Source organism: Micromonospora sp. NPDC047548, from assembly GCF_040642975.1.
In the GTDB taxonomy this organism is placed as follows: domain Bacteria; phylum Actinomycetota; class Actinomycetes; order Mycobacteriales; family Micromonosporaceae; genus Micromonospora.
On record NZ_JBEYTI010000008.1, the window covers coordinates 173,797 to 195,747 of the forward strand.

Consider the following 21,951-nt stretch of genomic DNA (forward strand, 5'->3'; position numbering starts at 1 on the left):
CTATGCTCCCGATCTGGTTCGCATACACGTTGATCGTGTTGCTGGTCATCACGAGCATCATGCTCACCCTGCTCATCCTGCTGCACCGCGGTAAGGGCGGCGGGCTGTCGAGCATGTTCGGCGGCGGCGTCAGCTCCAGCCTGGCCGGCTCGTCAGTGGCCGAGAAGAACCTGGACCGCTACACCGTCCTGGTGAGCATTGTCTGGTTCGCCTGCATCGTCGGGCTCGGTCTCTGGCTCCGGCTGCAGCTCACCAGCGGGACCTGAGTCCGTCGGAGTCTCGGCGTACAATCTGCGCGCGGTCCGTCACGGACCGCGCGCAGTTCGTTGTGCACCGCGTCGCCGCCGCCCCGCCCTCCCGGCCGGCGGTCCCCTCCGACGACAGGAGCGAGCAGCCGTGCCCAGTGGCAACGTCATCCGTGGCTCACGGATCGGGTCCGCCCCGGAACGCCCCGCCGAGCGCTACGAGCCCGCACCCCGCCGGGCGGTGACCTACTGGTGCCGCAACGGGCACGCCACCGCGATCAGGATGGCGGTGGACGCCGAGGCGCCCCCGCTCTGGGACTGCCCCCGGTGCGGGCTGCCCGCCGGCCGGGACGCCGCGAACCCACCTGGGCGGGTGCGCCCGGAGCCCTACAAGACCCACCTGGCGTACGTGAAGGAGCGGCGCAGCGAGGAGGAGGGGGCGGCCATCCTGGCCGAGGCCCTCGCCGCGCTGCGCCGCCGCCGCGGCCGGGACTGACGCGCCGGAGCCCCGGCCCCCACCGGGGGCCGGGGCTCCTCGTCCTCGTCCTCGTCCTCGTCCTCGTCCTCGTCCTCGTCCTCGTCCTCGTCGCTCAGCGCAGGCTGCGCAGCCGGGGTGGCACGTCGGCCGCCGCCGACCGGTCCAGCAGCCAGAGGGTACGCGCGACGCCCTGCACGCCCGCCGCCGGCAGCTGCACCGGTCCCGCGCCGGCCAGCGCCATGCCGACCGCCCGGGCCTTGTCGGCGCCGCTGGCCACCAGCCAGACCTCGTCGGCGGTGTTGATCGCCGGCAGGGTGAGCGTGGTCCGCAGCGGCGGCGGCTTCGGGCTGCCCCGCACCGCGCTGACCGGCCGGTTGTCGTAGTGCACCGGGTGCTCGGGGAAGACCGAGGCCACGTGCCCGTCCTCGCCGACGCCGAGCATCAGCACGTCGAAGTGGGGCAGCGCGGCGTGGCCGGGTCGTGCGGCCCGGGCCAGCTCCTCGGCGTACCCGGCGGCCGCCGCCTCCGGGTCGGCGCCCAGCGGGCCGTCGGCGGCCGGCATGGGGTGCACCCGCGCCGGGTCCAGCGGCACCGCGTCCAGCAGCGCCGCCCGGGCCTGCGTCTCGTTGCGCTCCGGGTCGCCGGCGGGCAGGAAACGCTCGTCGCCCCACCAGACGTCGACCCGGGACCAGTCGACCGCGTCCCGGGCCGGCAGCGCGGCCACGGCCCGGTACACCGCCGCAGCGATCCGCCCGCCGGTCAACACCACCGACGCCTGACCCCGGTCCGCCTGCGCGTCGAGCAGCTTCACCACCAACCGGGCCGCCACCGCCTGCGCCAGCAGGTCGGCGTCGGCGTGTACGGCGACACTCGCCTCACTCATCTTGTGCCTTCGTCTCCCGACCGCTCTCGCGCGGTCCGTGTTCGTCGTGCCCGGGGGCCGGTCGGCCCGTCCGTCGCGCCCTCCCGCGCCCCCGGGCGAGCCGTGCCGGCCCGCCTGGGGAAGCGGTCAGGGGGTCGCGCTGGTGCCGGCGTGGGCGGTGACCCCGGCCTCGGCCCGCTGCGCGGTGGCCGGGTCCTTCCAGACGTGCACCCGCCCGGCGGGCCGCTGCTCCAGGCCGGAGATGCCGGCGGCCGCACCCAGCGCCTCGGCGTACACCTGGTCGGCGTCGAGCCGGCGCAACTCCTCGGCCAGCTCGTCGCCGAGCGGGCGGCGTACCAGCGGCAGCGTCCGGTTCTCCTGACCGGTACGCCGGAACACCGCCACGTTGTCGTCACGGGTGAGCGTCAGCTCGTCGCCGTTGGCGCAGCGCAGCTGCACCTCACGCATGCGCGGGAACTCGTCGGTGTGCTCCCACACCGGCTCGATGCCGAGCCGGGCGGCCAGCCAGCCGCGCATCAGTGCCGCCGTCGGGTCGGTGCGCGGCGCCACCACCGTCGCCTCGGTGACCCGGGCCTCGATGGTGTCGAACGCCCCGGCGACCAGGGTCCGCCAGGGAGTGATCCGGGTCCAGGCCAGGTCGGTGTCGCCCGAGGCGTAGTCCCGGCCCCGCTGGCGCAGCGCCTCGATCGGGTCGGCCGCCTGCGCGGCGTCGGTGATCCGCCGGTCGGCGACCACGCCGAGGAAGTCGGTGGCGATCTCGGCCGGCGGCTCACCGTGCCACCAGGTCACCACCGGGACGTCCGGCACCAGCAGCGGCATCACCACGGACTCGGCGTGCAGGGCCAGCCGGCCGTACATCCGGGTCACCACCGCCTCGCACGGGCCGAGCCGCCCGCCGACGACGATTTCCGCGTCCAGCCGGTTGCGCTCCCGTTCCACGTCGGTGCGGACGACCACCAGTAGCCGGCACGGGTGGGCGGCGGCCGCTATGGTCGCCGCCGCCTCCGCCTCGCGGACCCGCTTCTCGTCCACCACCACGATCAGGGTCAGCGCCATGCCGCTGGCCACCCCACCCGCGCTGCGCCGCTCGGCGGCCAGCGCCTTGACCACCTCGTTACCGGTGGTGTCCCACAGGCCGATCACTGGAGCCTCCCGGTCCGCTGGCTGTGCCCGTGCACGCCGCTGTGCCTGCTGATGTGCCCGCTCATGCCCGCCGCCAGGCGCGGACCTCGCGCGTCAGCATCTCGTCGGCCGCCCGGGGCCCCCACTCGCCGGCCCGGTACGGCTCCGGCTTCGTGCCCGCCCAGGCGTGCTCCAGCGGGTCCACCACCTGCCAGCTCTGCTCCACCTCGGCGGCGTCCGGAAAGAGCGTCCGGTCGCCGATCAGCACGTCCAGCACCAGCCGCTCGTACGCCTCCGGGCTGGACTCGGTGAACGCCTCGCCGTACTGGAAGTCCATCGCGATGTCGCGGACCTCCATGGTGGTGCCCGGCACCTTGGAGCCGAACTTCAGCACCACGCCCTCGTCCGGCTGCACCCGGATGACCAGCTGGTTGGGGCCGAGTGACTCCATGTCGGCCGGGTTGAACGGCAGGTGCGGCGCCTTCTTGAACATGACCGCCACCTCGGTGACCCGGCGGGGCAGCCGCTTGCCGGCCCGGATGTAGAACGGCACCCCCGCCCAGCGGCGGTTCTGGATGCCCAGCTCCACGGCGACGTACGTCTCGGTGGTGGAGTCCGCCGGGACGCCCGCCTCCTCCAGGTAGCCGACCGCCCGCTCGCCGCCGACCCAACCGGGCAGGTACTGCCCGCGCACGGTGCCCCGGGAGATGTCCTTCGGCAGGGTGATCGCCTTGAGCACCTTGAGCTTCTCGGTCCGGATCTCGTCGGCGTCGAAGCTGGTCGGCTCCTCCATCGCCACCAGGGCGAGCAACTGGAGCAGGTGGTTCTGGAGCACGTCGCGGGTCGTGCCGACGGAGTCGTAGAAGGCGGCCCGGGTGCCGATGCCGACGTCCTCGGCCATGGTGATCTGCACCGAGTCGACGTACTTGGAGTTCCACAAGGGCTCGAACAGGTTGTTGGCGAACCGCAGGGCGAGGATGTTCTGGACCGTCTCCTTGCCCAGGTAGTGGTCGATCCGGAAGACGTCCTGGCGGGTGAAGACGTCGTCGACCAGGTCGTTGAGCTCCTTGGCCGACGGCAGGTCGTGCCCGAACGGCTTCTCCACCACCACCCGGCGCCAGCCGCCGGACTTGGCGTTGTCGGCCATCCCGGTGCGGGCCAGCTGCTTGAGCACCACCGGGAAGGCGGCCGGGGGGATGGAGAAGTAGAACGCGGCGTTGCCATGGATGCCGTGGGTGTCGCGCAGCTCGTCCAGGGTGACGGCGAGGTGGTCGAAGGCGGCGTCGTCGTCGAACGAGCCGCCGACGAACCTGATGCTGCCGGCGAGCCGGGACCAGACCTCCTCGCGCCAGGGCGTCCGGGCGTGCTTCTTGGCCGCCTCGTGGGCCAGCGACTCGAAGTCGCCGTCGCCCCAGTCGCGCCGGGCGAAGCCGAGCACCATGAATCCGGGCGGCAGCAGCCCCCGGTTGGCCAGGTCGTAGACCGCTGGCAGCAACTTCTTGCGCGCCAGGTCACCGGTCACCCCGAAGATCACCAGAGCGCAGGGCTCCGGGATCCGGGGCAGTCGCCGGTCCTGCACGTCGCGCAGCGGGTTCACGCCGCCTCCTCGCTCCGTCTGGTCCATGTCGTCCATCGTCACGCCCGCCATCGTCCGATCGCATCCAGCAGCTGGGCCAGGCCCGCCGACCTGTCGGTCAGGTGCAGCCGCAGCACGGGTCGACCCCGGTCGGCCAGCGCCTGCCGGTCGCCGGTGGCCTGCGCCGCCTGCAGCTCCCCGAAGGAGTACGGCCGACCCGGCACCGGCAGATCAACGTCCACCGTGCCGGTGAGCTGAAGACAGCTGCCGACCGGCGGTCCGCCCTTGTGGTACTGCCCCGTGGAGTGCAGGTACCGGGGCCCCCACCCGAAGGTGACCGGTCGGCCGGCGGCCTCGGCGAGCAGCGGCCGCAGCCGTGCCGCGTCCGCGTCGGCGACCCGATCCAGGTACGCCGTCACGGCGAGGTAGCCCGCGTCGCCCACCCCGTCGACCAGGTGGCGCAGCGCGCCGGCGAGGTCGGCGGGGGCGCCCGGCGGGGCGTACACCTCGATGGCGCCCTCGGCGGACGAGGGCGCCTGCGCCGGCGGCCCGGCGGCCAGGATCCGCCGGGTGTTGTCCTTGCCCGCGGCGACGTCCGGTTGGTCGAACGGGTCGACGCCGAGCACCACCGCGGCGACCGCGGTCGCGTACTCCCAGGTCAGGAACTGGGCGCCGAGCGGGCCGTTCACCGCCAGGTCGGGGGCGCAGCCGCCGCCGGGAACGTCCCCCGCGGCCAGCGCGCCACCGTGGCTGACGGTCAGCACGTCCGGCCCGGTGGCCCCGGGCGCCCGGGGGGACTCCACCACCACCGGCAGGATCCCGAGCCCGGCCTTGCCGGTCGACTCGGCGACCAGCTGCTCGATCCAGTCGCCCAGGCCGTCCAGACCGGTGCCGTCCGGGACCAGGGCGACCTTGTCCCGGCCGGTGGTGGCCGCCGCGCCGAGCGCCGCCCCGAGCGCCAGGCCCGGGTTGTCCCGGTCCCGGCCCAGCGCGGCCGACAACGCCTCGGCGTCGTCCAGCAGCTCGGTGACCTCCACCCCGGCCAGCGCGGCGGGGACCAGGCCGAACGCGGTCAGCGCCGCGTACCGCCCGCCCACCCCGGGGTCGGCCGGCAGCACCACCACGCCCATCTCGTCGGCGGTGGCCTCCAGCGGGGAGCCCGGGTCGGTCACCACCACGAAGTGCCGGGCCGCCTCGGCCTCGGTCATCCCGGCGTCCAGGAAGGCCTGCCAGTACGCCCGGCGGTGGCTGTCGGTCTCCACCGTCGTGCCGGACTTGCTGGCCACCACGACCACGGTGCGCTCCAGCCGGTCGGTCAGCGCCGCCCGGACCTGCCCGGGGTCGGTGGTGTCAAGGACGGTCAGCGGCCGGCCCAGGGTGCGCGTGATGGTCTCGGCGGCGAGCGAGGACCCGCCCATCCCGGCGAGCACCACGTGGTCCAGGTCGGCCAGCTCCGCCGCCAGCTCGGCGAGCTGGGGGAGCAGTTCCCGGCTGCGGCGGTGGGTGTCCAGCCAGCCGAGGCGGGCCTTCGCCTCCTGTTCGACGCCGGGCCCCCAGAGTCCGGGGTCCCCGGCGGCCAGCCGGGCCGGGACGTCCCGGCCGACCAGCGCGTCCCGTACGGACGCGGGCGCGGACCGGTCGACCGCGTCCGCGCCGTGCACGGCCAGCCCGGCGGCGGCGTCCGTCGGGCCGGCCAGCAGGTCACCCATGTCGCCACCCCTGGTCGGCGACGGCGTGGAGCGCCGCGGGGCGGGGCCCCGCGACGCGTCCGACGCTCTTCGTCACGCGTTGCCCTTGGCGGCACGGTTCGGGGAGCCGGCGCCCTGCGCGGCGGCGGTGAGCGACTTGCGTACGCCGTCGAGCAGCTCCAGCCAGCTGGCCTCGAACTTCTCCACGCCCTCCCGCTCCAGGGTGGCGATCACGTCGGACATGTCGACGCCGACCGCCGCCAGGTCGTCGAAGACCTTGCGAGCCTCGTCGTACCTGCCGGTGATGGTGTCGGGGTGGGTCTCGCCGTGGTCGGCGTAGGCGTGGATGACCGACTCCGGCATGGTGTTGACCGTGCCGGGGGCGATCAGCTCCTCGACGTACATGACGTCCCGGTAGTCCGGGTTCTTCGTGGAGGTGGACGCCCAGAGCGGCCGCTGCGGGTGGGCGCCCGCGTCGGCCAGGGCCTGCCACCGGCCGGAGGAGAAGACCTCGCAGTAGCGCTCGTACGCCAGCCGGGCGTTGACGATGGCGGCCCGCCCTTTCAGTCCCAGCGCGCGTTCTTTGCCTGCGGCGTCGGAAGCCTGGCCGGCCATCCGATCCAATCGCTTGTCGACCTCGGTGTCGACCCGGGAGACGAAGAACGACGCCACCGATCCCATCTTGCTGAGATCGTGCCCGTTCGCCTTCGCCTGCTCCAGGCCGGCGAGGAACGCCTCCATCACCGCGGAGTAGCGGTCCAGGCCGAAGATGAGCGTGACGTTGACGCTGATCCCCTCGGCGAGAGTGGCGGTGATCGCGGGCAGCCCCGCCTCGGTGGCGGGGATCTTGATGAACAGGTTCGGCCGGTCCACCAGCCACCACAGCGCCTTGGCCTCGGCGACGGTCTTCGCCGTCTCGTGGGCCAGCCGCGGGTCCACCTCGAGGGAGACCCGGCCGTCCACGCCCGCGCTCTTGTCGTACGACGGGCGCATCACGTCGCAGGCCCACCGTACGTCGTACGTGGTGAGCATGCGGGCGGCCTCCTCGACCTCCACCCCACGGGTGGCCAGGTCCGTCAGCTGCCAGTTGTACTCGTCGGCGTCGCTGAGCGCCTTGGCGAAGATGGTCGGGTTGCTGGTCACCCCGGCCATGTGCTTCTCCCGGCGCAGCTGGTCCAGCCCGCCGGAGCTCAGCCGAACCCTCGATAGATCGTCGAGCCAGATCGCCACACCCGCGGCGCTCAGCTCACCCAGCCTGTCCGTCATGCCGTCCACGCTCCCCTCAGTTGCCGGTCGTAGAACCGGTGATGTCGCCCACCCGGGTCAGCGCCGCGTGCGCGGCGGCCACGATCCGGTCGGGGGTGAACCCGAACTGCTCGAAGAGCATGGTGTGCGGGGCGCTCGCCCCGTAGTGCTCCAGGCTGACGCTCTCGCCGCAGTCGCCGACGATCGCGCGCCAGGACATGGCGATGCCCGCCTCCACGCTCACCCGTGCCTTTACCCCACGCGGCAGCACCGACTCCCGGTACGCCTCGTCCTGCGCGAAGAACCACTCCTGGCAGGGCATCGACACCACCCGGGTCGGGGTGCCGTCGGCCTCCAGCCGCTCCCGGGCGGTGAGGCAGAGCTGCACCTCGGAGCCGGTGCCGACGATGATCACCTGCGGCTTGCCGGTGGACGCCTCGGCCAGCACGTAGCCGCCCCTGGCCGCGCCCTCGGCGCCACCGAGCGTCTCCCGGTCCAGGGTCGGCAGCGGCTGACGGCTCAGCGCCAGCGCGGTCGGCCGGTCGGTGTGCTCCAGCGCCTGCCGCCAGGCCCAGGTGGTTTCGTTGGCGTCCGCCGGGCGGACCACGTCCAGGCCCGGGATGGCCCGCAGCGCGGTCAGGTGCTCCACCGGCTGGTGGGTCGGGCCGTCCTCGCCCAGGCCGATCGAGTCGTGCGTCCAGACGTAGACCACCGGCAGCTTCATCAGCGCGGCCAGCCGCACGGAGGGGCGCATGTAGTCGCTGAACACCAGGAAGGTGCCGCCGTACGGGCGGGTGCCGCCGTGCAGCGCGATGCCGTTGAGGATCGCGCCCATGGCGTGCTCACGGATGCCGAAGTGCAGGGTGCGGCCGTACTCGTGGCCCGGGAAGTCCTTGGTGGCGTGGGTGGCCGGGATGAACGACGGCTCGCCCTTCATGGTGGTGTTGTTGCTCTCCGCCAGGTCGGCCGAGCCGCCCCAGAGCTCCGGCAGCACCGGGGCGAGCGCTTCCAGGACCTTGCCGGAGGCGGCCCGGGTGGCCACGCCCTTGGCGTCGGCGGGGAAGGTCGGCAGGGCGTCGGCCCAGCCCTGCGGCAGCACCCGGCCGGCCATCCGCTCCCAGAGCGCCCGGCGCTCCGGGTTGGCCTTCCCCCAGGCGTCGAACGCGGTCGTCCACTCCCGCTGGGCGGCGTCGCCGCGGCTCATCACCTGGCGGGCGTGGTCGAGCACCTCCTCGTCGACCTCGAAGCTCTGCGCCGGGTCGAAGCCGAGCAGCTGCTTGGTGGCGGCCACCTCCTCGCCGCCGAGCGCCGAGCCGTGGATCTTGCCGGTGTTCTTCTTGTTGGGCGCGGGCCAGCCGATGATGGTGCGCAGCGCGATGAAGGAGGGGCGGCCGGTCTCCGCCCTGGCGGCCAGCAGCGCCTGGTGGAGCGCCTCCACGTCCTCGTGGTAGTCACCCTGGTCGGCGTCGCCGGTGCGCCAGTCGACGGTCTGCACGTGCCAGCCGTACGCCTCGTAGCGGGCCGCGACGTCCTCGCTCTTGGCGATCCGGGTGTCGTCCTCGATCGAGATCTCGTTGTCGTCGTAGATCACCGTGAGGTTGCCCAGCTGCTGGTGCCCGGCCAGGGCGCTGGCCTCGTGGCTGATGCCCTCCTCGATGTCACCGTCAGAGGCGATGCACCAGATGTCGTGGTCGAAGACCGAGCCGCCCGGCTCGCTCTCCGGGTCGAAGAGGCCACGCTCGCGGCGGGCGGCCATCGCCATGCCGACCGCGTTGCCCAGGCCCTGGCCGAGCGGGCCGGTGGTGGTCTCCACGCCCGGGGTGTGCCCGTGCTCCGGGTGGCCCGGGGTGAGCGAGCCCCACTGCCGCAGCGACTTCAGGTCCTCCAGGCTGAGCGGGTAGCCGGAGAGGAAGAGCTGGATGTAGAGGGTCAGGCTGGAGTGCCCGGCGGAGAGGACGAACCGGTCGCGGCCGGGCCAGTTGGGGTCGGCCGGGTTGTGCCGCATCACCCGGTTGAAGAGCAGGTACGCCGCGGGCGCGAGGCTCATCGCGGTCCCCGGGTGGCCGTTGCCGGATTTCTCCACGGCGTCCATGGCCAGCACGCGTACGGTGTCGACGGCCCGGCGGTCGAGGTCGGTCCAGTTGAGTGCGGGGTGCTCGGGTCGGTTGGCAGCCACGATGGTTGTGCTCCTCGGCAGATGGGCGGAACCCTCACCGATGACCCTATCGAGCGGCCCTAAACGTCCGCCCGGGGATCACTGCACCCTGTTGCGTACGGTCGGACCGGATGGGTCGTTCAGCTCGGTGGTGTGACGGCCCGCACCGTTGTCGGGTCGCCCGGGCAGCGAAAACGACGACGCGTAGTCTTGGGGTCGGTGTGTGGACCCTCCCCGGGTCCCGCCGACCTGATCCCCCTGCCGATGCCGGAAGGTGGCAATCCGTGAGCATGATCACCGAGCGCCCCGTCAGCAACTCTGCCGGGCAGCCGCCGGTGCGCACGGTGGTCGAGGAGCCGGCCCGCCGCGACATCCGGGCGGTCGTCGCGGCGTACGTCGCACTGACCAAGCCCCGCATCGTCGAGCTGCTGCTGGTCACCACCGTGCCGGCGATGATGCTCGCCGACGGCGGCCTGCCGTCGCTCTGGTTGGTGGCCGTGGTGCTGGTCGGCGGCTCGCTCGCGGCCGGCGCGGCCAGCGTGCTCAACTGCTACATCGACCGGGACATCGACCAGGTGATGCGGCGCACGAAGCGGCGCCCGCTGCCGGCGCACACCGTCTCGCCGCGCAGCGCGCTCGTCTTCGGGCTGGTGCTGGCGGCGGTGTCGGTCGCCCTGATGGCGGCCCTCACCAACCTGCTGGCGGCCGGGCTGACCCTGGCGGCGATCGTCTACTACGACGTCGTCTACACCCTCTGGCTCAAGCGCACCACGGCGACGAACACCTTCTGGGGCGGGGCCTGCGGGGCCGCCCCGGTGCTGATCGGCTGGGCGGCGGTGACCGGCTCGCTGGCGCCGCAGGCGTGGGTGCTCTTCGGGGTGGTCTTCTTCTGGCAGATGCCGCACTTCTACCCGCTGGCGATGAAATACAAGGACGACTACGCCCGGGCCGGCATCCCGATGCTGCCGGTGGTGGCCTCGACCCGCCGGGTCAACGCCGAGATCCTGGTCTTCGCCTGGATCACCGTGCTGGTCTCGCTGGCGCTGTGGCCGATGGGGATGAGCGCGATCTACGGCGTGCCGACCCTGGTGGTGGGCGGGATCTTCCTGGTCGAGGCGCACCGGCTCTGTCGCCGGACGGCCCGGGGTGAGGCCGTCAAGCCGATGCGGCTGTTCCACTGGTCGACGACCTACCTCACCATCCTCTTCGTCGCGGTCGCCCTCGACGCGCTGGTCTGACGGCCGCCGGAGCAGGCCCCGTGGCCCGTTCCGGCCGTCACGACCATAAATTTCCGGAGTCGGTTTTCGGTCTGGGTCCCATCGCCTCAACTCGGACTCATCGGGGCGATCCCGGCCGCCCGATTTGGCCTCTCATATCGGATAAGCCCGGGCGAATCACCTGTGGTCTTCCTTAAGCCCGTAGGTAATTGGCATCACAAATTGTTCATGCTTCTCGCACCTACGGGTTCATGTCTGCTTAGGCTTCGCGTCATGGCAGATGGTTCCGATACGACGCTGACGGTTGAACAGACCGCCGAGCAGGCCCCCAACGGGCTGGTCTCCGGCATCAAGTCGTTCGCCGCCGGTCACGGTGGCGCGAAGGCGGTCATCGAGTACGTCGGCAAGCGTGGCGCACGGATCGTCCTCGTCGGCGAGGACGGGGCGTGGGCCGACCAGTTCGCGGACGACACCGTCGTCGCGCGGCAGGCGTGCGCCAAGGCGGGAGTCACCGTCGAGAACGCCTGGGAGCGTGAACTGATGGACCAGATGCGTCCGAGCAACGACCTCTGGCGGTCGATGGCCCGGCGCACGATGGCCCGTTGAGATAAATTGACCAGCCACCACCAGTCGACCCGGGGGGCAACCCGGGTCGCTCTCGTCACCTGCGACCGGCTCGCCGAACTCGACCCGGACGACCAGCTCGTGCTCGCCCCGCTCGCCGCCCGCGGTGTCACCGCCGAGGTGGCCGTCTGGGACGACCCGGCCGTCGACTGGGTCGGGTACGACCTGGTCGTGCTCCGGTCGCCCTGGGACTACGCGCTGCGCCGCGACGAGTTCGTCGCCTGGGCGCAGACCGTGCCGGCCCTGGTCAACCCCGCCGAGGTGGTCCACTGGAACACCGACAAGCGCTACCTGGGCGAGTTGTCGGCGGCCGGCGTACCGGTCGTGCCGACCTCGTGGGTCGCGCCAGGGGAGTCCTGGCGACCACCCGCCGACGCCGGGGAGTACGTCATCAAGCCGGCGGTCAGCGCCGGCAGCCAGGACACCGGCCGCTACGACCTGGCCGACCCGGAGCACCGCGAACTGGCCGCCGCCCACGTGCGGCGGCTCTCGGAGGCGGGCCGGCTGACCATGGTGCAGCCGTACCTCAGCGCCGTGGACACGGCCGGTGAGACGGCGCTGCTGTTCCTGGCCGGCCCGCAGGGGCTGGCGTTCAGCCACGCGATCCGCAAGGGCGCGATGCTCGACGGCCCGGATCTCGGGGTGGAGGGGCTCTACAAGCCCGAGGAGATCAGCGCCCGCATCGCTGGCCCGGAGCAACTGGCCGTCGCGGAGCGGGTCCTGGCGGCGGTGCCGGGCGGTTCGCAGCGCCTGCTCTACGCCCGGGTGGACCTGATCCCCGGACCGGACGGCACACCCGTCCTGGTGGAGCTGGAGCTGACCGAGCCGTCGCTCTTCCTCGGATACGCCGACGGGGCTGCCGACCGCCTCGCCGACGCCGTCCTCACCCACCTGGCCCGCCGCCACCCCTGACGCGCTGGGTACCTGCTGAACCCGAAGCGCGGGTGCGCCCGTCGTCCCCACGACGACGGACGCACCCGCGCTCTCGTCCTTCCGCGTCAGCCGGCGCCGCTGCCGCAGGCGCGCGTCAGCCGGCGCCGCTGCCGCAGGCGCGCGATCAGGCGACGGCGGGGACCGGTTCCTCGGCGGGGGTGGCGGCCGGGGCGGGAGCCTCGGCGGGGGTGGCGGCCGGGGCGGGAGCCGTCGGGCGGCGTTCGCGGGTCGACCAGAGGACCGCGAGGGTGGCCAGCAGCACCAGGCAGGAGCCGAGCATGTGCGCGCCGACCAGGATCACCGGCAGGTGCGTGAAGTACTGCACGAAGCCGATCAGGCCCTGGCCGAGCTCCACCGCGACCAGTACCACGGCCGCCCGGGCCGGACCGGCGGCGCCGACCGCCCGGAACGCGAAGATCAACGCGACCGAGAGCCCGATCAGCAGGAACACCGCGTCGGCATGCAACTGGGAGATCGACTCCGGGTCCAGGCCGTTGCGGGCCGCGCCCTGGTCGCCGGCGTGCGGGCCGCTGCCGGTCACCCACGTGCCCACCACCAGCACCGCGACGCTGACCGCGGTGGTGAGCGCCGCCAGGGTGCGCAGCGCGCCGGGCACCACGGCCACCGCCGGGCCGTCCGGGTCCTTGATCCGCCGCCACAGCGCGTACGCGGCCGCGATGACCGCCATCGAGGCGAGGAAGTGCAGCCCGACGACCCACGGGTTCAGGTTGGTCAGCACGGTGATCCCGCCGACCACCGCCTGCGCGGGGATGCCGAGGAACACGGCCACCGACAGCCCCAGCAGCCCCTTGCGGCGCGGCCGGTACGCCAGCACCGCCAGCACGATGGCCAGCGCGATGATGCCGACGGCGAAGGTGAGCAGCCGGTTGCCGAACTCGATCACCCCGTGCACGCCCATCTCGGCCGTGGCGTGGTACGACTCGTCGGTGCACCGGGGCCAGGTCGGGCAGCCGAGCCCGGAGGCGGTGAGCCGGACGGCCCCTCCGGTCACGACGATGCCCACGTTCGCCACGATCGAGGCGTACGCGAGGCGGCGCAGCAGAGCGGTGGAGACCGGGAACCGGACGGATCGCTTCACGGAGCGAATCCTACGCACCGTAGTGGAGCCCGATCGGGTGACTCCGCCACCCCGGTGTCGGGGATCACCGGGACCCCGGTTTGCGGCCCTCCGGCGAATTACGTAACGTTGTCGTTGTGAAAAACGCGGCGGCGCTCCCCGAGCACCTGTCGGCGACCGCCCCGGTCGCCGGCGACGGCTCCAGGTCGCGGCGCGGCGTCAGACACGCCGAGCTGGAGTTGTCGCAGGCCGCGTCCACCGAGCTCTCCACCCGGGACCGGGTCACCCAGCTGCTGCTGGAGCGGGGGGCGACCACCGCCGCCCAGCTCGGCTCGGCGCTGGGGCTCAGCCCGGCCGCGATCCGCCGGCACCTCGACGCGATGCTCGCCGACGGTGACGTGGTCGCCCGCGAGCAGGCCGTGCGCGGCAGCCGCGGGCGCGGTCGCCCGGCGAAGGTCTTCCTGCTGACCGAGGCGGCCCGGGTCCGCTGCGGTACGCACCACTACGACAACATGGCCACCGCCGCGCTGCGTTGGATCGCCCACAACGGCGGATCGGCGGCGGTCGAGGCGTTCGCCGCCGATCAGGTCGTCACGCTGGAGGCCCGCTGCCGGGCCGCCATGGAGGACGCCGGGGACGACCCGCTCGCGCGGGCGGAGGCGCTCGCGGGGGCCCTCACCGCCGAGGGTTACGCTGCCAACGCGTCCACGATCGCCTCCGGCGGCCAGCTCTGTCAGCATCACTGCCCGGTGGCGCACGTGGCCGCCGAGTTCCCCCAGCTGTGCGAGGCCGAGACCGCGGTGATCTCCCGTCTGGTCGGCAGCCACGTGCAGCGCCTGGCCACCATCGCGCACGGCGACGGGGTGTGCACCACGCACATCCCGGCCCAGCCGCGTGCCCAGTCCGGTAGAACCGTCACCACTGTGAGGACAGATAGATGACCGAGCAGATCGTCCAGCCCCTGACCCAGGAAGAGCAGCTCGCCGCCCTCGGTCGGTACGAGTACGGCTGGGCCGACCCCGACGTCGCCGGGGCGGCTGCCCAGCGCGGTCTCAACGAGGCGGTGGTGCGGGACATCTCGGCGAAGAAGAACGAGCCGGCCTGGATGCTCGACCTGCGCCTGAAGGGCCTGCGGCTGTTCGGCCGCAAGCCGATGCCGGCCTGGGGCGCCGACCTCACCGGGATCGACTTCGACAACATCAAGTACTTCGTCCGGTCCACCGAGAAGCAGGCCACCAGCTGGGAGGAGCTGCCGGAGGACATCAAGAACACCTACGACCGGCTGGGCATCCCGGAGGCGGAGAAGCAGCGCCTGGTCGCCGGTGTCGCGGCGCAGTACGAGTCCGAGGTGGTCTACCACAAGATCCGTGAGGACCTCGAGGAGCAGGGTGTCGTCTTCCTGGACACCGACACCGCGCTGCGCGAGCACGAGGACGTCTTCAAGGAGTACTTCGGCACGGTCATCCCGGTCGGCGACAACAAGTTCGCCGCGCTGAACACCTCCGTGTGGTCCGGTGGCTCGTTCATCTACGTGCCGAAGGGCGTGCACGTGGAGATCCCGCTGCAGGCCTACTTCCGGATCAACACGGAGAACATGGGCCAGTTCGAGCGGACGCTGATCATCGTCGACGAGGGCGCGTACGTGCACTACGTCGAGGGCTGCACCGCGCCGCTGTACTCCTCCGACTCGCTGCACAGCGCGGTGGTGGAGATCATCGTCAAGAAGAACGCCCGGTGCCGTTACACGACCATCCAGAATTGGTCGAACAACGTCTACAACCTGGTCACCAAGCGTGCCGTCTGCCACGAGGGCGCGACCATGGAGTGGGTCGACGGCAACATCGGTTCCAAGGTGACCATGAAGTACCCGGCGGTCTACATGACCGGCGAGCACGCCAAGGGCGAGGTGCTCTCGGTGGCCATGGCCGGCGAGGGTCAGCACCAGGACGCCGGCGCCAAGATGGTGCACGCCGCGCCGCACACCTCCTCCACCATCGTGTCCAAGTCGATCGCCCGGGGCGGCGGCCGCACCTCGTACCGGGGCCTGGTCCAGGTGCTGGAGGGCTCGCACCACAGCCGGAGCACGGTCAAGTGCGACGCGCTGCTGGTCGACACGATCTCCCGCTCGGACACCTACCCGTACGTCGACATCCGCGAGGACGACGTGGCGATGGGGCACGAGGCGACCGTCTCCAAGATCAGCGATGACCAGCTCTTCTACCTGATGAGCCGCGGTCTGAGCGAGGACGAGGCGATGGCGATGATCGTGCGCGGCTTCATCGAGCCGATCGCCAAGGAGCTCCCGATGGAGTACGCCCTGGAGCTCAACCGCCTGATCGAGCTCCAGATGGAGGGCGCGGTCGGCTGACGCCGCCCGCTGCACGGGGCAGGCCGGCATCCCCGGCCCGCCCTCCGGTTTCACTGACACCGTCGTCGTAGAACAGACCAAGGAAGAGATGACTACCCAGGCTTCCGCGCCGCCCAGCACCAAGACGCAGGCGCTCCGCTCGTACGACGTCGCCGACTTCCCGGCCCTCACCGGCCTGGAGGAGGACTGGCGCTTCACCCCGCTCAAGCGGCTGCGCGGGCTGGTCGGCGGGGCGCAGGCCGCCACCGCCACGGTCCGGCACGAGTACGGTGACCTGCCCGAGGGCGTCACCGTCGGGCGGATCGGCGCGGACGACCCGCGGGTGGGCAGCGTGCTCACCCCGGTCGACCGGGTCAGCGCGCTGGCGTACGGCGGCGCGGGGGACGCGCTGCTGGTGGAGGTCGCCCGGGACGCCGTGGTCGGCGCGCCGGTGACCCTGCGGGTGGTCGGCGACGGCGTCGAGGGGCTGGCCTTCGGGCACACCTTCGTCGACGTGGGCCGGTTCGCCGAGGTCACCCTGGTGCTGGAGCACGTCGGCCCGGCCACCCTGGCCGACAACGTCGAGGTGTCGGTGGCCGACGGCGCGAAGCTGACCCTGGTCACCGTCGCCGACTGGGCCGCCGACGCGGTGCAGGCCCAGCACCTCAAGGTCAGGCTGGGCCGCGACGCCAAGGTGACGCACATCCAGGTCAGCCTCGGCGGCGACCTGGTCCGGCAGTACACCTCGGTGGAGTACACCGGCCGGGGCGGCGAGGCCGAGCTGTACGGCGTCTACTTCGCCGACGGCGGCCAGCACCTGGAGCACCGGCAGCTGGTCGACCACAACGTGCCGGACTGCCGCAGCTACGTCGGCTACCGGGGCGCCCTGCAGGGCGACGACGCGCACACCGTCTGGGTGGGCGACGTGCTGATCCGCGCCGAGGCGACCGGCACCGACACGTACGAGATCAACCGGAACCTGCTGCTCTCCGACGGCGCGCGGGCGGACTCCGTACCCAACCTGGAGATCGAGACCGGCGAGATCGCCGGTGCCGGCCACGCGAGCGCGACCGGCCGCTTCGACGACGAGCAGCTGTTCTACCTGATGGCCCGGGGCATCCCGGAGGGCGAGGCCCGCCGCCTGGTGGTGCGCGGCTTCTTCGCCGAGCTGATCAACAAGATCCCGGTCGAGGAGCTGCGCGAGCGGCTCGGCGACGCGATCGAGGCCCGGCTGGCCAAGGCCGGCGCCTGATGATCAAGATCTGCTCGACCGAGGACGTGCCGAAGGGCACCGCGATCAGCGCCGACGTGGACGGTACGCAGATCGCCATCGTGCACGGCGAGGACGACCAGTTCTACGCCGTGTACGACGAGTGCTCGCACGCCTCGGTCGCCCTCTCCGAGGGTGAGGTCGAGGGGTGCACGCTGGAATGCTGGCTGCACGGATCCCGTTTCGACCTGCGGACGGGCGCGCCCACCGGGCTGCCCGCCACCGAACCCGTCCCCGTCTATCCCGTCGAAGTCCGCGACGGCGACATCTATCTTCCCGTGGGCGACGACGGCCGCCCGACGCCGAGCAATGGAGTGACCCGATAATGAGCACCCTGGAGATCCGCGACCTGAAGGTGTCGGTCAAGCTGCCCGAGGGTGAGCTCAAGCCGATCCTGGCCGGTGTCGACCTGACCGTCCGCTCGGGTGAGACGCACGCGATCATGGGGCCGAACGGTTCCGGCAAGTCCACCCTGGCCTACTCGATCGCCGGCCACCCCAAGTACGAGATCACCGGCGGCTCGGTGACCCTCGACGGCTCCGACGTGCTGGCCATGTCCGTCGACGAGCGGGCCCGCGCCGGCCTCTTCCTGGCCATGCAGTACCCGGTGGAGGTCCCCGGCGTCTCGGTGGCCAACTTCCTGCGCACCGCGAAGACCGCCATCGACGGCACGGCGCCGAAGCTGCGCACCTGGGGCGGCGAGCTGCGCGGCGCCATGGAGCGCCTCCAGATGGACCCGGCGTTCGCCCAGCGCAACGTCAACGAGGGCTTCTCCGGCGGTGAGAAGAAGCGGCACGAGATCGTGCAGCTGGAGCTGCTCAAGCCGAAGATGGCCATCCTCGACGAGACCGACTCCGGCCTCGACGTGGACGCCCTGCGCGTGGTCAGCGAGGGCGTCAACCGGGTCCGCGACACCGGCGACACCGGCCTGCTGCTGATCACCCACTACACCCGCATCCTGCGCTACATCAAGCCCGACTTCGTGCACGTCTTCGTCGCCGGCCGGATCGTCGAGCAGGGCGGCCCGGAGCTGGCCGACAAGCTCGAGGAATCCGGTTACGAGCGGTACGTCGCCGGGGCCGGTTCGGCGCGGGCCTGACACGACAGGGGCCAGCTGAGATGACCACCATCGCGATCCCGTCCGGGATGCCGCAGTACGACGACGTGCCGCGTTTCGACGTGGCCACGGTGCGCGCCGACTTCCCGATCCTCGACCGGGAGGTCAACGGACACCGGCTGGTCTATCTCGACAGCGCCAACACCTCGCACAAGCCGCGGCAGGTGCTCGACGTGCTCGCCGAGCACTACGCGATGCACAACGCCAACGTGTCGCGCTCGGTGCACACCCTGGGCACCGAGGCGACCGAGGCGTACGAGGGGGCGCGGGCGAAGATCGCCGCGTTCATCAACGCGCCGAGCGTGGACGAGGTGGTGTTCACCAAGAACTCCACCGAGGCGATCAACATCGTGGCGTACGCGTTCTCCAACGCCTCGCTGCGGCCCGACGCCGACCCGCGGTTCCGGCTGGGCCCGGGCGACGAGATCGTGATCTCCGAGATGGAGCACCACTCGAACATCGTCCCCTGGCAGCTGCTGGCCGAGCGGACCGGCGCGACCCTGCGCTGGTTCCCGGTCACCGACAACGGCCGGCTGGACGAGTCGGGGCTGGAGGACCTCGTCACCGAGCGGACGAAGATCGTCTCGCTGGTGCACGTCTCCAACATCCTCGGCACCGTCAACGCCACCGCGCGGATCACCGAGCGGGTCCGCCAGGTCGGGGCGCTGCTGCTGCTCGACTGCTCGCAGTCGGTGCCGCACCTGCCGATGGACGTGGTCGACTACGACGCCGACTTCATCGTCTTCACCGGGCACAAGATGTGCGGCCCGACCGGCATCGGTGTGCTCTGGGGCCGGGGCGAGCTGCTCGCCGCGATGCCCCCGGTGCTCGGCGGCGGCTCGATGATCGAGACGGTCAGCATGGCGCGGTCGACGTTCGCCGCGCCACCGGCCCGGTTCGAGGCCGGCACCCCGCCGATCGCCGAGGCGGTCGCGCTGGGCGCGGCCGTGGACTACCTCAGCGGGATCGGGATGCGCGCGATCCAGTGGCACGAGAAGGAGCTGACGGCGTACGCGCTGGACGCCCTCGCCACCGTGCCGGGGCTGCGCGTTTTCGGACCGAAGGTGCCGGTCGGCCGGGGCGGCACGATCTCGTTCGCGCTCGGTGACGTCCACCCGCACGACGTGGGGCAGGTCCTCGACTCGCTCGGCGTGCAGGTGCGGGTGGGGCACCACTGCGCGAAGCCGGTGTGCACCCGGTTCGGCGTACCGGCCATGACGCGGGCGTCGTTCTACCTGTACACCACCACGGAGGAGATCGACGCCCTGGTGGCGGGGCTCGAGCAGGTGCGGAAGGTGTTCGACTGATGCAGCTCGACCAGCTCTACCAGGAGATCATCCTGGACCACTACAAGCACCCGCACGGGCGTGGCCTGCGCGACGCCGGCCCGGACGCCCGGGTCGCCGAGGCGCACCACGTCAACCCGACCTGCGGTGACGAGATCACCGTCCGGGTGGCCACCGACGGCGAGACGCTCGGCGACATCTCGTACGACGGGATGGGCTGTTCGATCAGCCAGGCGTCGGCGAGCGTGCTGCACGAGCTGCTGCGCGGTCGGGGTGCGGGTGAGGCGTTCGCCGTGCACGAGGCGTTCGTCGAGTTGATGGCCGGTCGTGGCCAGGTCACGCCGGACGAGGACGTGCTCGGTGACGGGGTGGCGTTCGCGGGTGTCGCGCGCTACCCCGCCCGGGTCAAGTGCGCGCTGTTGCCGTGGATGGCGTTCAAGGACGCCGCGGCACGCGCCGGCATGGGCGTGAGCCCGACGGAGGTGAAGGCATGAGTAGCGAGGACACCGCCACCGCGGCGACGCCGGCGGCCGGCGGCGGCAAGGCCGCTGTCGCAGACGTCGAGGAGGCGATGAAGGACGTCGTCGACCCGGAGCTGGGCATCAACGTGGTCGACCTCGGCCTGGTCTACGGCGTGCACGTCGACGACGAGAACGTCGCGACGCTGGACATGACGCTGACCTCGGCAGCCTGCCCGCTCACCGACGTGATCGAGGACCAGGCCCGGCAGGCGCTGACCACCGGCCCCGGCGGCGGTCTGGTCAACGACATCCGGATCAACTGGGTCTGGCTGCCGCCGTGGGGTCCGGACAAGATCACCGACGAGGGTCGGGACCAGCTCCGCTCCCTCGGCTTCAACGTCTGACCGGTTCTCCGACCGCAATCGGACGCGGCACCCCTGGTGGGTGCCGCGCCCGTTTCGTCTCCGCGCCGCCTGGTCCACACCGAGATGCGGCATGTCGCGGTGTCCGAGCCGACGGGCACCGCGACATGCCGCAACCGGAGTGGATCATGCGGTAATTCGCTGGCGTGGCCGGATCCTCGGGCGCAGGATGAGCGCGTGATCGAGGCGTACTCCCGGCAGGTTCCTGTCCGCGCGGCCACCGCCGTGCGTCGACAGCGGACCGATCCCGGCCGCGCCTCGATGTTCCGCCCACCGTCGTGACGGCGTTCCTCGCGGGCCTGGTGGCCGGCTACGGCGTCGCCGTGCCGGTCGGCGCGATCGCCGTGCTGATCATGGGCCTCAGCGCCCGTACCTCGTTCCGGGTCGGCGCGGCCGCGGCACTCGGGGTCGCCACCGCCGACGGCCTCTACGCCGCCCTGGCGGCACTCGGCGGCGCGGCGGTCGCCGGCCTGATCGCCCCGTTCGCCGGGCCGTTGCGGCTGGTGGGCGCCGCGGTGCTGTTCGCACTTGCCGCGCACGGCGGGTGGCGGGCGCTGCGGGCGCGCCCGCGGACCGGCGCGGGCGTCGCCGGCCGCGGTCTGGACACCCCGGCCCGGGCGTTCGCCGGGATCCTGGCCCTGACACTGCTCAACCCGGCCACCGTGGTCTACTTCGCGGCACTCGTCCTCGGCCGGGGAGACGCGGCCGGACCGGACATCCTGGCCGCCGTGCTCTTCGTGCTCGGCGCCTTCCTCGCCTCGGCCAGTTGGCAGTTGCTCATTGCCGGCGGTGGCACCCTGGTCGGTCGGGCCCTCACCGGTCCCCGGGGCCGGCTGCTCACCGCGCTGGCGTCCAGCACGATCATCGCGGCGCTCGCCGTCGTCATGCTGCTGGGCCGCTGACCGGGCGCTGCGGCCCGGCCACGCCCGCCCGTCCACCTCCGACGCTCGCCACCCCAGTGTGGTCGGTGCGGCGGCCTGCTCTTCTCGTCCGGCTGGACGGGGAACGGGACCGCCGAGGTCACGCTGACGGGTGGCAACTTCACCGTGCACGGACCGACCGGTAGCGCGGGAGGACGCCGATGGCGGTGTCCTCCGCGTTTCCTTTCCCCCCGTGCCGTGGCGATTCCCGGTGCCGTACGGTCGAGCGGTGACCAGCCGACCCGCAGCCGGGGGCGGCCGGTGGGTCGAGGTCGACCCGACCCGCGTCGCCCGCTGGGTCGAGGGCTTCGCCGACCGGCACGGCCCGCCCACCACCACCGTCCAGGGGTACGGTCTGCTGCTCGCCGCCCCGGACGGCGCCACGGCCGAGCTGCACACCCCGCCCGGGGTGCCGCCCCGCGCGGACGTACCCGGCTTCGTGGCGTCGGCCGCCGCGCCGCGCCGGATCGGCCTGCTGCTCGCCCGCAAGGGTGCGGTGGCGGTCGGCGTCGCTGTGGGGGAGGAGCTGGCGGTCTCCAAGGTGGACACCCGCTATGTGCAGGGGCGCACCGCCGCGGGTGGCTGGTCGCAGCAGCGGTTCGCCCGGCGGCGGGACAACCAGGCGAAGGCGGCCCTGGGCGACGCGGTCGAGTTGGCCGTGCGGCTGCTGCTGCCGGCGGCGGCGACCCTGGCCGCTCTGGTCTGCGGGGGCGACCGCCGGGCGGTGGACACCGTGCTGGCGGACCGCCGGCTGGCCCCGCTGGCGGCCCTGCGCGCCGACCGGCTGCTCGACGTGCCAGAGCCCCGGCACGCGGTGCTGGTCAACGCGGTCACTGCGGCCCGGGCGGTGCACGTCCTGGTCCGCGACCCCGACCGCGACTGAC

The 21,951-nt window shown here is 72.5% G+C and carries 22 protein-coding genes; 15 read left to right on the forward strand and 7 right to left on the reverse strand.

Annotated elements, in window-relative coordinates; translation table 11 throughout:
* Nucleotides 1–2: 2 nt before the first annotated feature.
* Complete coding sequence (gene secG, locus ABZ807_RS11750; protein ID WP_357155506.1) at nt 3–266, forward strand: preprotein translocase subunit SecG; 264 nt, start codon at nt 3–5, stop codon at nt 264–266.
* 130 nt (nt 267–396) lie between these two features.
* Nucleotides 397–741 (forward strand): RNA polymerase-binding protein RbpA, encoded by a 345-nt coding sequence (locus ABZ807_RS11755; protein WP_357155508.1) that lies wholly within the window; start codon nt 397–399, stop codon nt 739–741.
* A gap of 94 nt (nt 742–835) precedes the next feature.
* Here ABZ807_RS11755 and pgl read toward each other — a convergent pair whose 3' ends face one another.
* The 6 genes from pgl to tkt all read right to left on the reverse strand — a co-directional run bounded on the left by pgl (nt 836) and on the right by tkt (nt 9,413).
* Nucleotides 836–1,606, reverse strand: coding sequence for a 6-phosphogluconolactonase (gene pgl / locus ABZ807_RS11760; protein ID WP_357155510.1), 771 nt, complete (start codon nt 1,604–1,606; stop codon nt 836–838).
* A gap of 126 nt (nt 1,607–1,732) precedes the next feature.
* Nucleotides 1,733–2,749 carry a glucose-6-phosphate dehydrogenase assembly protein OpcA gene (locus ABZ807_RS11765; protein ID WP_357155511.1) on the reverse strand — a complete coding sequence of 339 codons (1,017 nt, stop codon included), beginning with the start codon at nt 2,747–2,749 and terminating at the stop codon, nt 1,733–1,735.
* 61 nt (nt 2,750–2,810) lie between these two features.
* Nucleotides 2,811–4,361 (reverse strand): glucose-6-phosphate dehydrogenase, encoded by a 1,551-nt coding sequence (zwf, locus tag ABZ807_RS11770; protein WP_357155601.1) that lies wholly within the window; start codon nt 4,359–4,361, stop codon nt 2,811–2,813.
* 2 nt (nt 4,362–4,363) lie between these two features.
* The gene (locus tag ABZ807_RS11775; RefSeq protein WP_357155512.1) at nt 4,364–6,013 is read right to left on the reverse strand and encodes a glucose-6-phosphate isomerase; all 1,650 of its coding nucleotides are present in this window, start codon (nt 6,011–6,013) and stop codon (nt 4,364–4,366) included.
* Nucleotides 6,014–6,085: 72 nt separating this feature from the next.
* Nucleotides 6,086–7,258 (reverse strand): transaldolase, encoded by a 1,173-nt coding sequence (tal, locus tag ABZ807_RS11780; RefSeq protein ID WP_357155514.1) that lies wholly within the window; start codon nt 7,256–7,258, stop codon nt 6,086–6,088.
* 16 nt (nt 7,259–7,274) lie between these two features.
* Nucleotides 7,275–9,413 carry a transketolase gene (gene tkt / locus ABZ807_RS11785; RefSeq protein ID WP_357155516.1) on the reverse strand — a complete coding sequence of 713 codons (2,139 nt, stop codon included), beginning with the start codon at nt 9,411–9,413 and terminating at the stop codon, nt 7,275–7,277.
* A 263-nt stretch (nt 9,414–9,676) separates the two neighbouring features.
* Here tkt and ABZ807_RS11790 point away from each other — a divergent pair, with 263 nt between their 5' ends.
* The 3 genes from ABZ807_RS11790 (at nt 9,677) to ABZ807_RS11800 (ending at nt 12,145) form a co-directional block, all read left to right on the forward strand.
* Nucleotides 9,677–10,630: a heme o synthase gene (locus ABZ807_RS11790; RefSeq protein WP_357155518.1), complete on the forward strand. Its 954-nt coding sequence runs from the start codon at nt 9,677–9,679 to the stop codon at nt 10,628–10,630.
* A gap of 252 nt (nt 10,631–10,882) precedes the next feature.
* Complete coding sequence (locus ABZ807_RS11795; RefSeq protein WP_357155520.1) at nt 10,883–11,215, forward strand: hypothetical protein; 333 nt, start codon at nt 10,883–10,885, stop codon at nt 11,213–11,215.
* Between the two features lie 6 nt (nt 11,216–11,221).
* On the forward strand, nt 11,222–12,145 hold the full coding sequence (locus ABZ807_RS11800; RefSeq protein ID WP_357155521.1) for a hypothetical protein: 924 nt from the start codon (nt 11,222–11,224) through the stop codon (nt 12,143–12,145).
* A gap of 145 nt (nt 12,146–12,290) precedes the next feature.
* Here the strand turns inward: ABZ807_RS11800 and ABZ807_RS11805 are convergent, their stop codons facing one another.
* Entirely contained in the window at nt 12,291–13,283 is a 993-nt protein-coding gene (locus ABZ807_RS11805; RefSeq protein ID WP_357155524.1) for a COX15/CtaA family protein, read from the reverse strand.
* A 194-nt stretch (nt 13,284–13,477) separates the two neighbouring features.
* Here ABZ807_RS11805 and ABZ807_RS11810 point away from each other — a divergent pair, with 194 nt between their 5' ends.
* The 10 genes from ABZ807_RS11810 to ABZ807_RS11855 all read left to right on the forward strand — a co-directional run bounded on the left by ABZ807_RS11810 (nt 13,478) and on the right by ABZ807_RS11855 (nt 21,950).
* Nucleotides 13,478–14,185: an HTH domain-containing protein gene (locus ABZ807_RS11810; RefSeq protein ID WP_357155603.1), complete on the forward strand. Its 708-nt coding sequence runs from the start codon at nt 13,478–13,480 to the stop codon at nt 14,183–14,185.
* Entirely contained in the window at nt 14,182–15,612 is a 1,431-nt protein-coding gene (gene sufB, locus ABZ807_RS11815) for a Fe-S cluster assembly protein SufB (RefSeq protein WP_357155526.1), read from the forward strand. Before ABZ807_RS11810 ends, sufB begins: the two co-directional genes overlap by 4 nt.
* 88 nt (nt 15,613–15,700) lie before the next feature.
* Nucleotides 15,701–16,843 carry a Fe-S cluster assembly protein SufD gene (sufD, locus tag ABZ807_RS11820; RefSeq protein ID WP_357155528.1) on the forward strand — a complete coding sequence of 381 codons (1,143 nt, stop codon included), beginning with the start codon at nt 15,701–15,703 and terminating at the stop codon, nt 16,841–16,843.
* Nucleotides 16,843–17,187: a non-heme iron oxygenase ferredoxin subunit gene (locus ABZ807_RS11825; RefSeq protein ID WP_357155529.1), complete on the forward strand. Its 345-nt coding sequence runs from the start codon at nt 16,843–16,845 to the stop codon at nt 17,185–17,187. The genes sufD and ABZ807_RS11825 overlap by 1 nt, the downstream gene beginning before the upstream one ends.
* Nucleotides 17,187–17,960: a Fe-S cluster assembly ATPase SufC gene (sufC, locus tag ABZ807_RS11830; RefSeq protein WP_357155531.1), complete on the forward strand. Its 774-nt coding sequence runs from the start codon at nt 17,187–17,189 to the stop codon at nt 17,958–17,960. Before ABZ807_RS11825 ends, sufC begins: the two co-directional genes overlap by 1 nt.
* A 20-nt stretch (nt 17,961–17,980) precedes the next feature.
* Nucleotides 17,981–19,285 carry a cysteine desulfurase gene (locus tag ABZ807_RS11835; protein WP_357155533.1) on the forward strand — a complete coding sequence of 435 codons (1,305 nt, stop codon included), beginning with the start codon at nt 17,981–17,983 and terminating at the stop codon, nt 19,283–19,285.
* The gene (sufU, locus tag ABZ807_RS11840; protein WP_357155535.1) at nt 19,285–19,758 is read left to right on the forward strand and encodes a Fe-S cluster assembly sulfur transfer protein SufU; all 474 of its coding nucleotides are present in this window, start codon (nt 19,285–19,287) and stop codon (nt 19,756–19,758) included. The genes ABZ807_RS11835 and sufU overlap by 1 nt, the downstream gene beginning before the upstream one ends.
* Complete coding sequence (locus ABZ807_RS11845) at nt 19,755–20,129, forward strand: metal-sulfur cluster assembly factor (RefSeq protein ID WP_357155537.1); 375 nt, start codon at nt 19,755–19,757, stop codon at nt 20,127–20,129. The genes sufU and ABZ807_RS11845 overlap by 4 nt, the downstream gene beginning before the upstream one ends.
* 296 nt (nt 20,130–20,425) lie before the next feature.
* Nucleotides 20,426–21,049, forward strand: coding sequence for a LysE family transporter (locus tag ABZ807_RS11850; protein WP_357155539.1), 624 nt, complete (start codon nt 20,426–20,428; stop codon nt 21,047–21,049).
* 247 nt (nt 21,050–21,296) lie between these two features.
* Entirely contained in the window at nt 21,297–21,950 is a 654-nt protein-coding gene (locus ABZ807_RS11855; protein WP_357155541.1) for an acVLRF1 family peptidyl-tRNA hydrolase, read from the forward strand.
* The last annotated feature ends 1 nt before the right edge of the window (nt 21,951 follow it).

Coding starts and splice junctions, on each gene's coding strand:
- secG (WP_357155506.1), top strand. CDS start 3: ATGCTCCCGATCTGGTTCGCATACACGTTGATCGTGTTGCTGGTCATC.
- ABZ807_RS11845 (WP_357155537.1), top strand. CDS start 19,755: ATGAGTAGCGAGGACACCGCCACCGCGGCGACGCCGGCGGCCGGCGGC.
- sufD (WP_357155528.1), top strand. CDS start 15,701: ATGACTACCCAGGCTTCCGCGCCGCCCAGCACCAAGACGCAGGCGCTC.
- sufU (WP_357155535.1), top strand. CDS start 19,285: ATGCAGCTCGACCAGCTCTACCAGGAGATCATCCTGGACCACTACAAG.
- pgl (WP_357155510.1), bottom strand. CDS start 1,606: ATGAGTGAGGCGAGTGTCGCCGTACACGCCGACGCCGACCTGCTGGCG.
- ABZ807_RS11835 (WP_357155533.1), top strand. CDS start 17,981: ATGACCACCATCGCGATCCCGTCCGGGATGCCGCAGTACGACGACGTG.
- sufC (WP_357155531.1), top strand. CDS start 17,187: ATGAGCACCCTGGAGATCCGCGACCTGAAGGTGTCGGTCAAGCTGCCC.
- ABZ807_RS11775 (WP_357155512.1), bottom strand. CDS start 6,013: ATGGGTGACCTGCTGGCCGGCCCGACGGACGCCGCCGCCGGGCTGGCC.
- zwf (WP_357155601.1), bottom strand. CDS start 4,361: ATGGACGACATGGACCAGACGGAGCGAGGAGGCGGCGTGAACCCGCTG.
- sufB (WP_357155526.1), top strand. CDS start 14,182: ATGACCGAGCAGATCGTCCAGCCCCTGACCCAGGAAGAGCAGCTCGCC.
- ABZ807_RS11825 (WP_357155529.1), top strand. CDS start 16,843: ATGATCAAGATCTGCTCGACCGAGGACGTGCCGAAGGGCACCGCGATC.
- ABZ807_RS11795 (WP_357155520.1), top strand. CDS start 10,883: ATGGCAGATGGTTCCGATACGACGCTGACGGTTGAACAGACCGCCGAG.
- tal (WP_357155514.1), bottom strand. CDS start 7,258: ATGACGGACAGGCTGGGTGAGCTGAGCGCCGCGGGTGTGGCGATCTGG.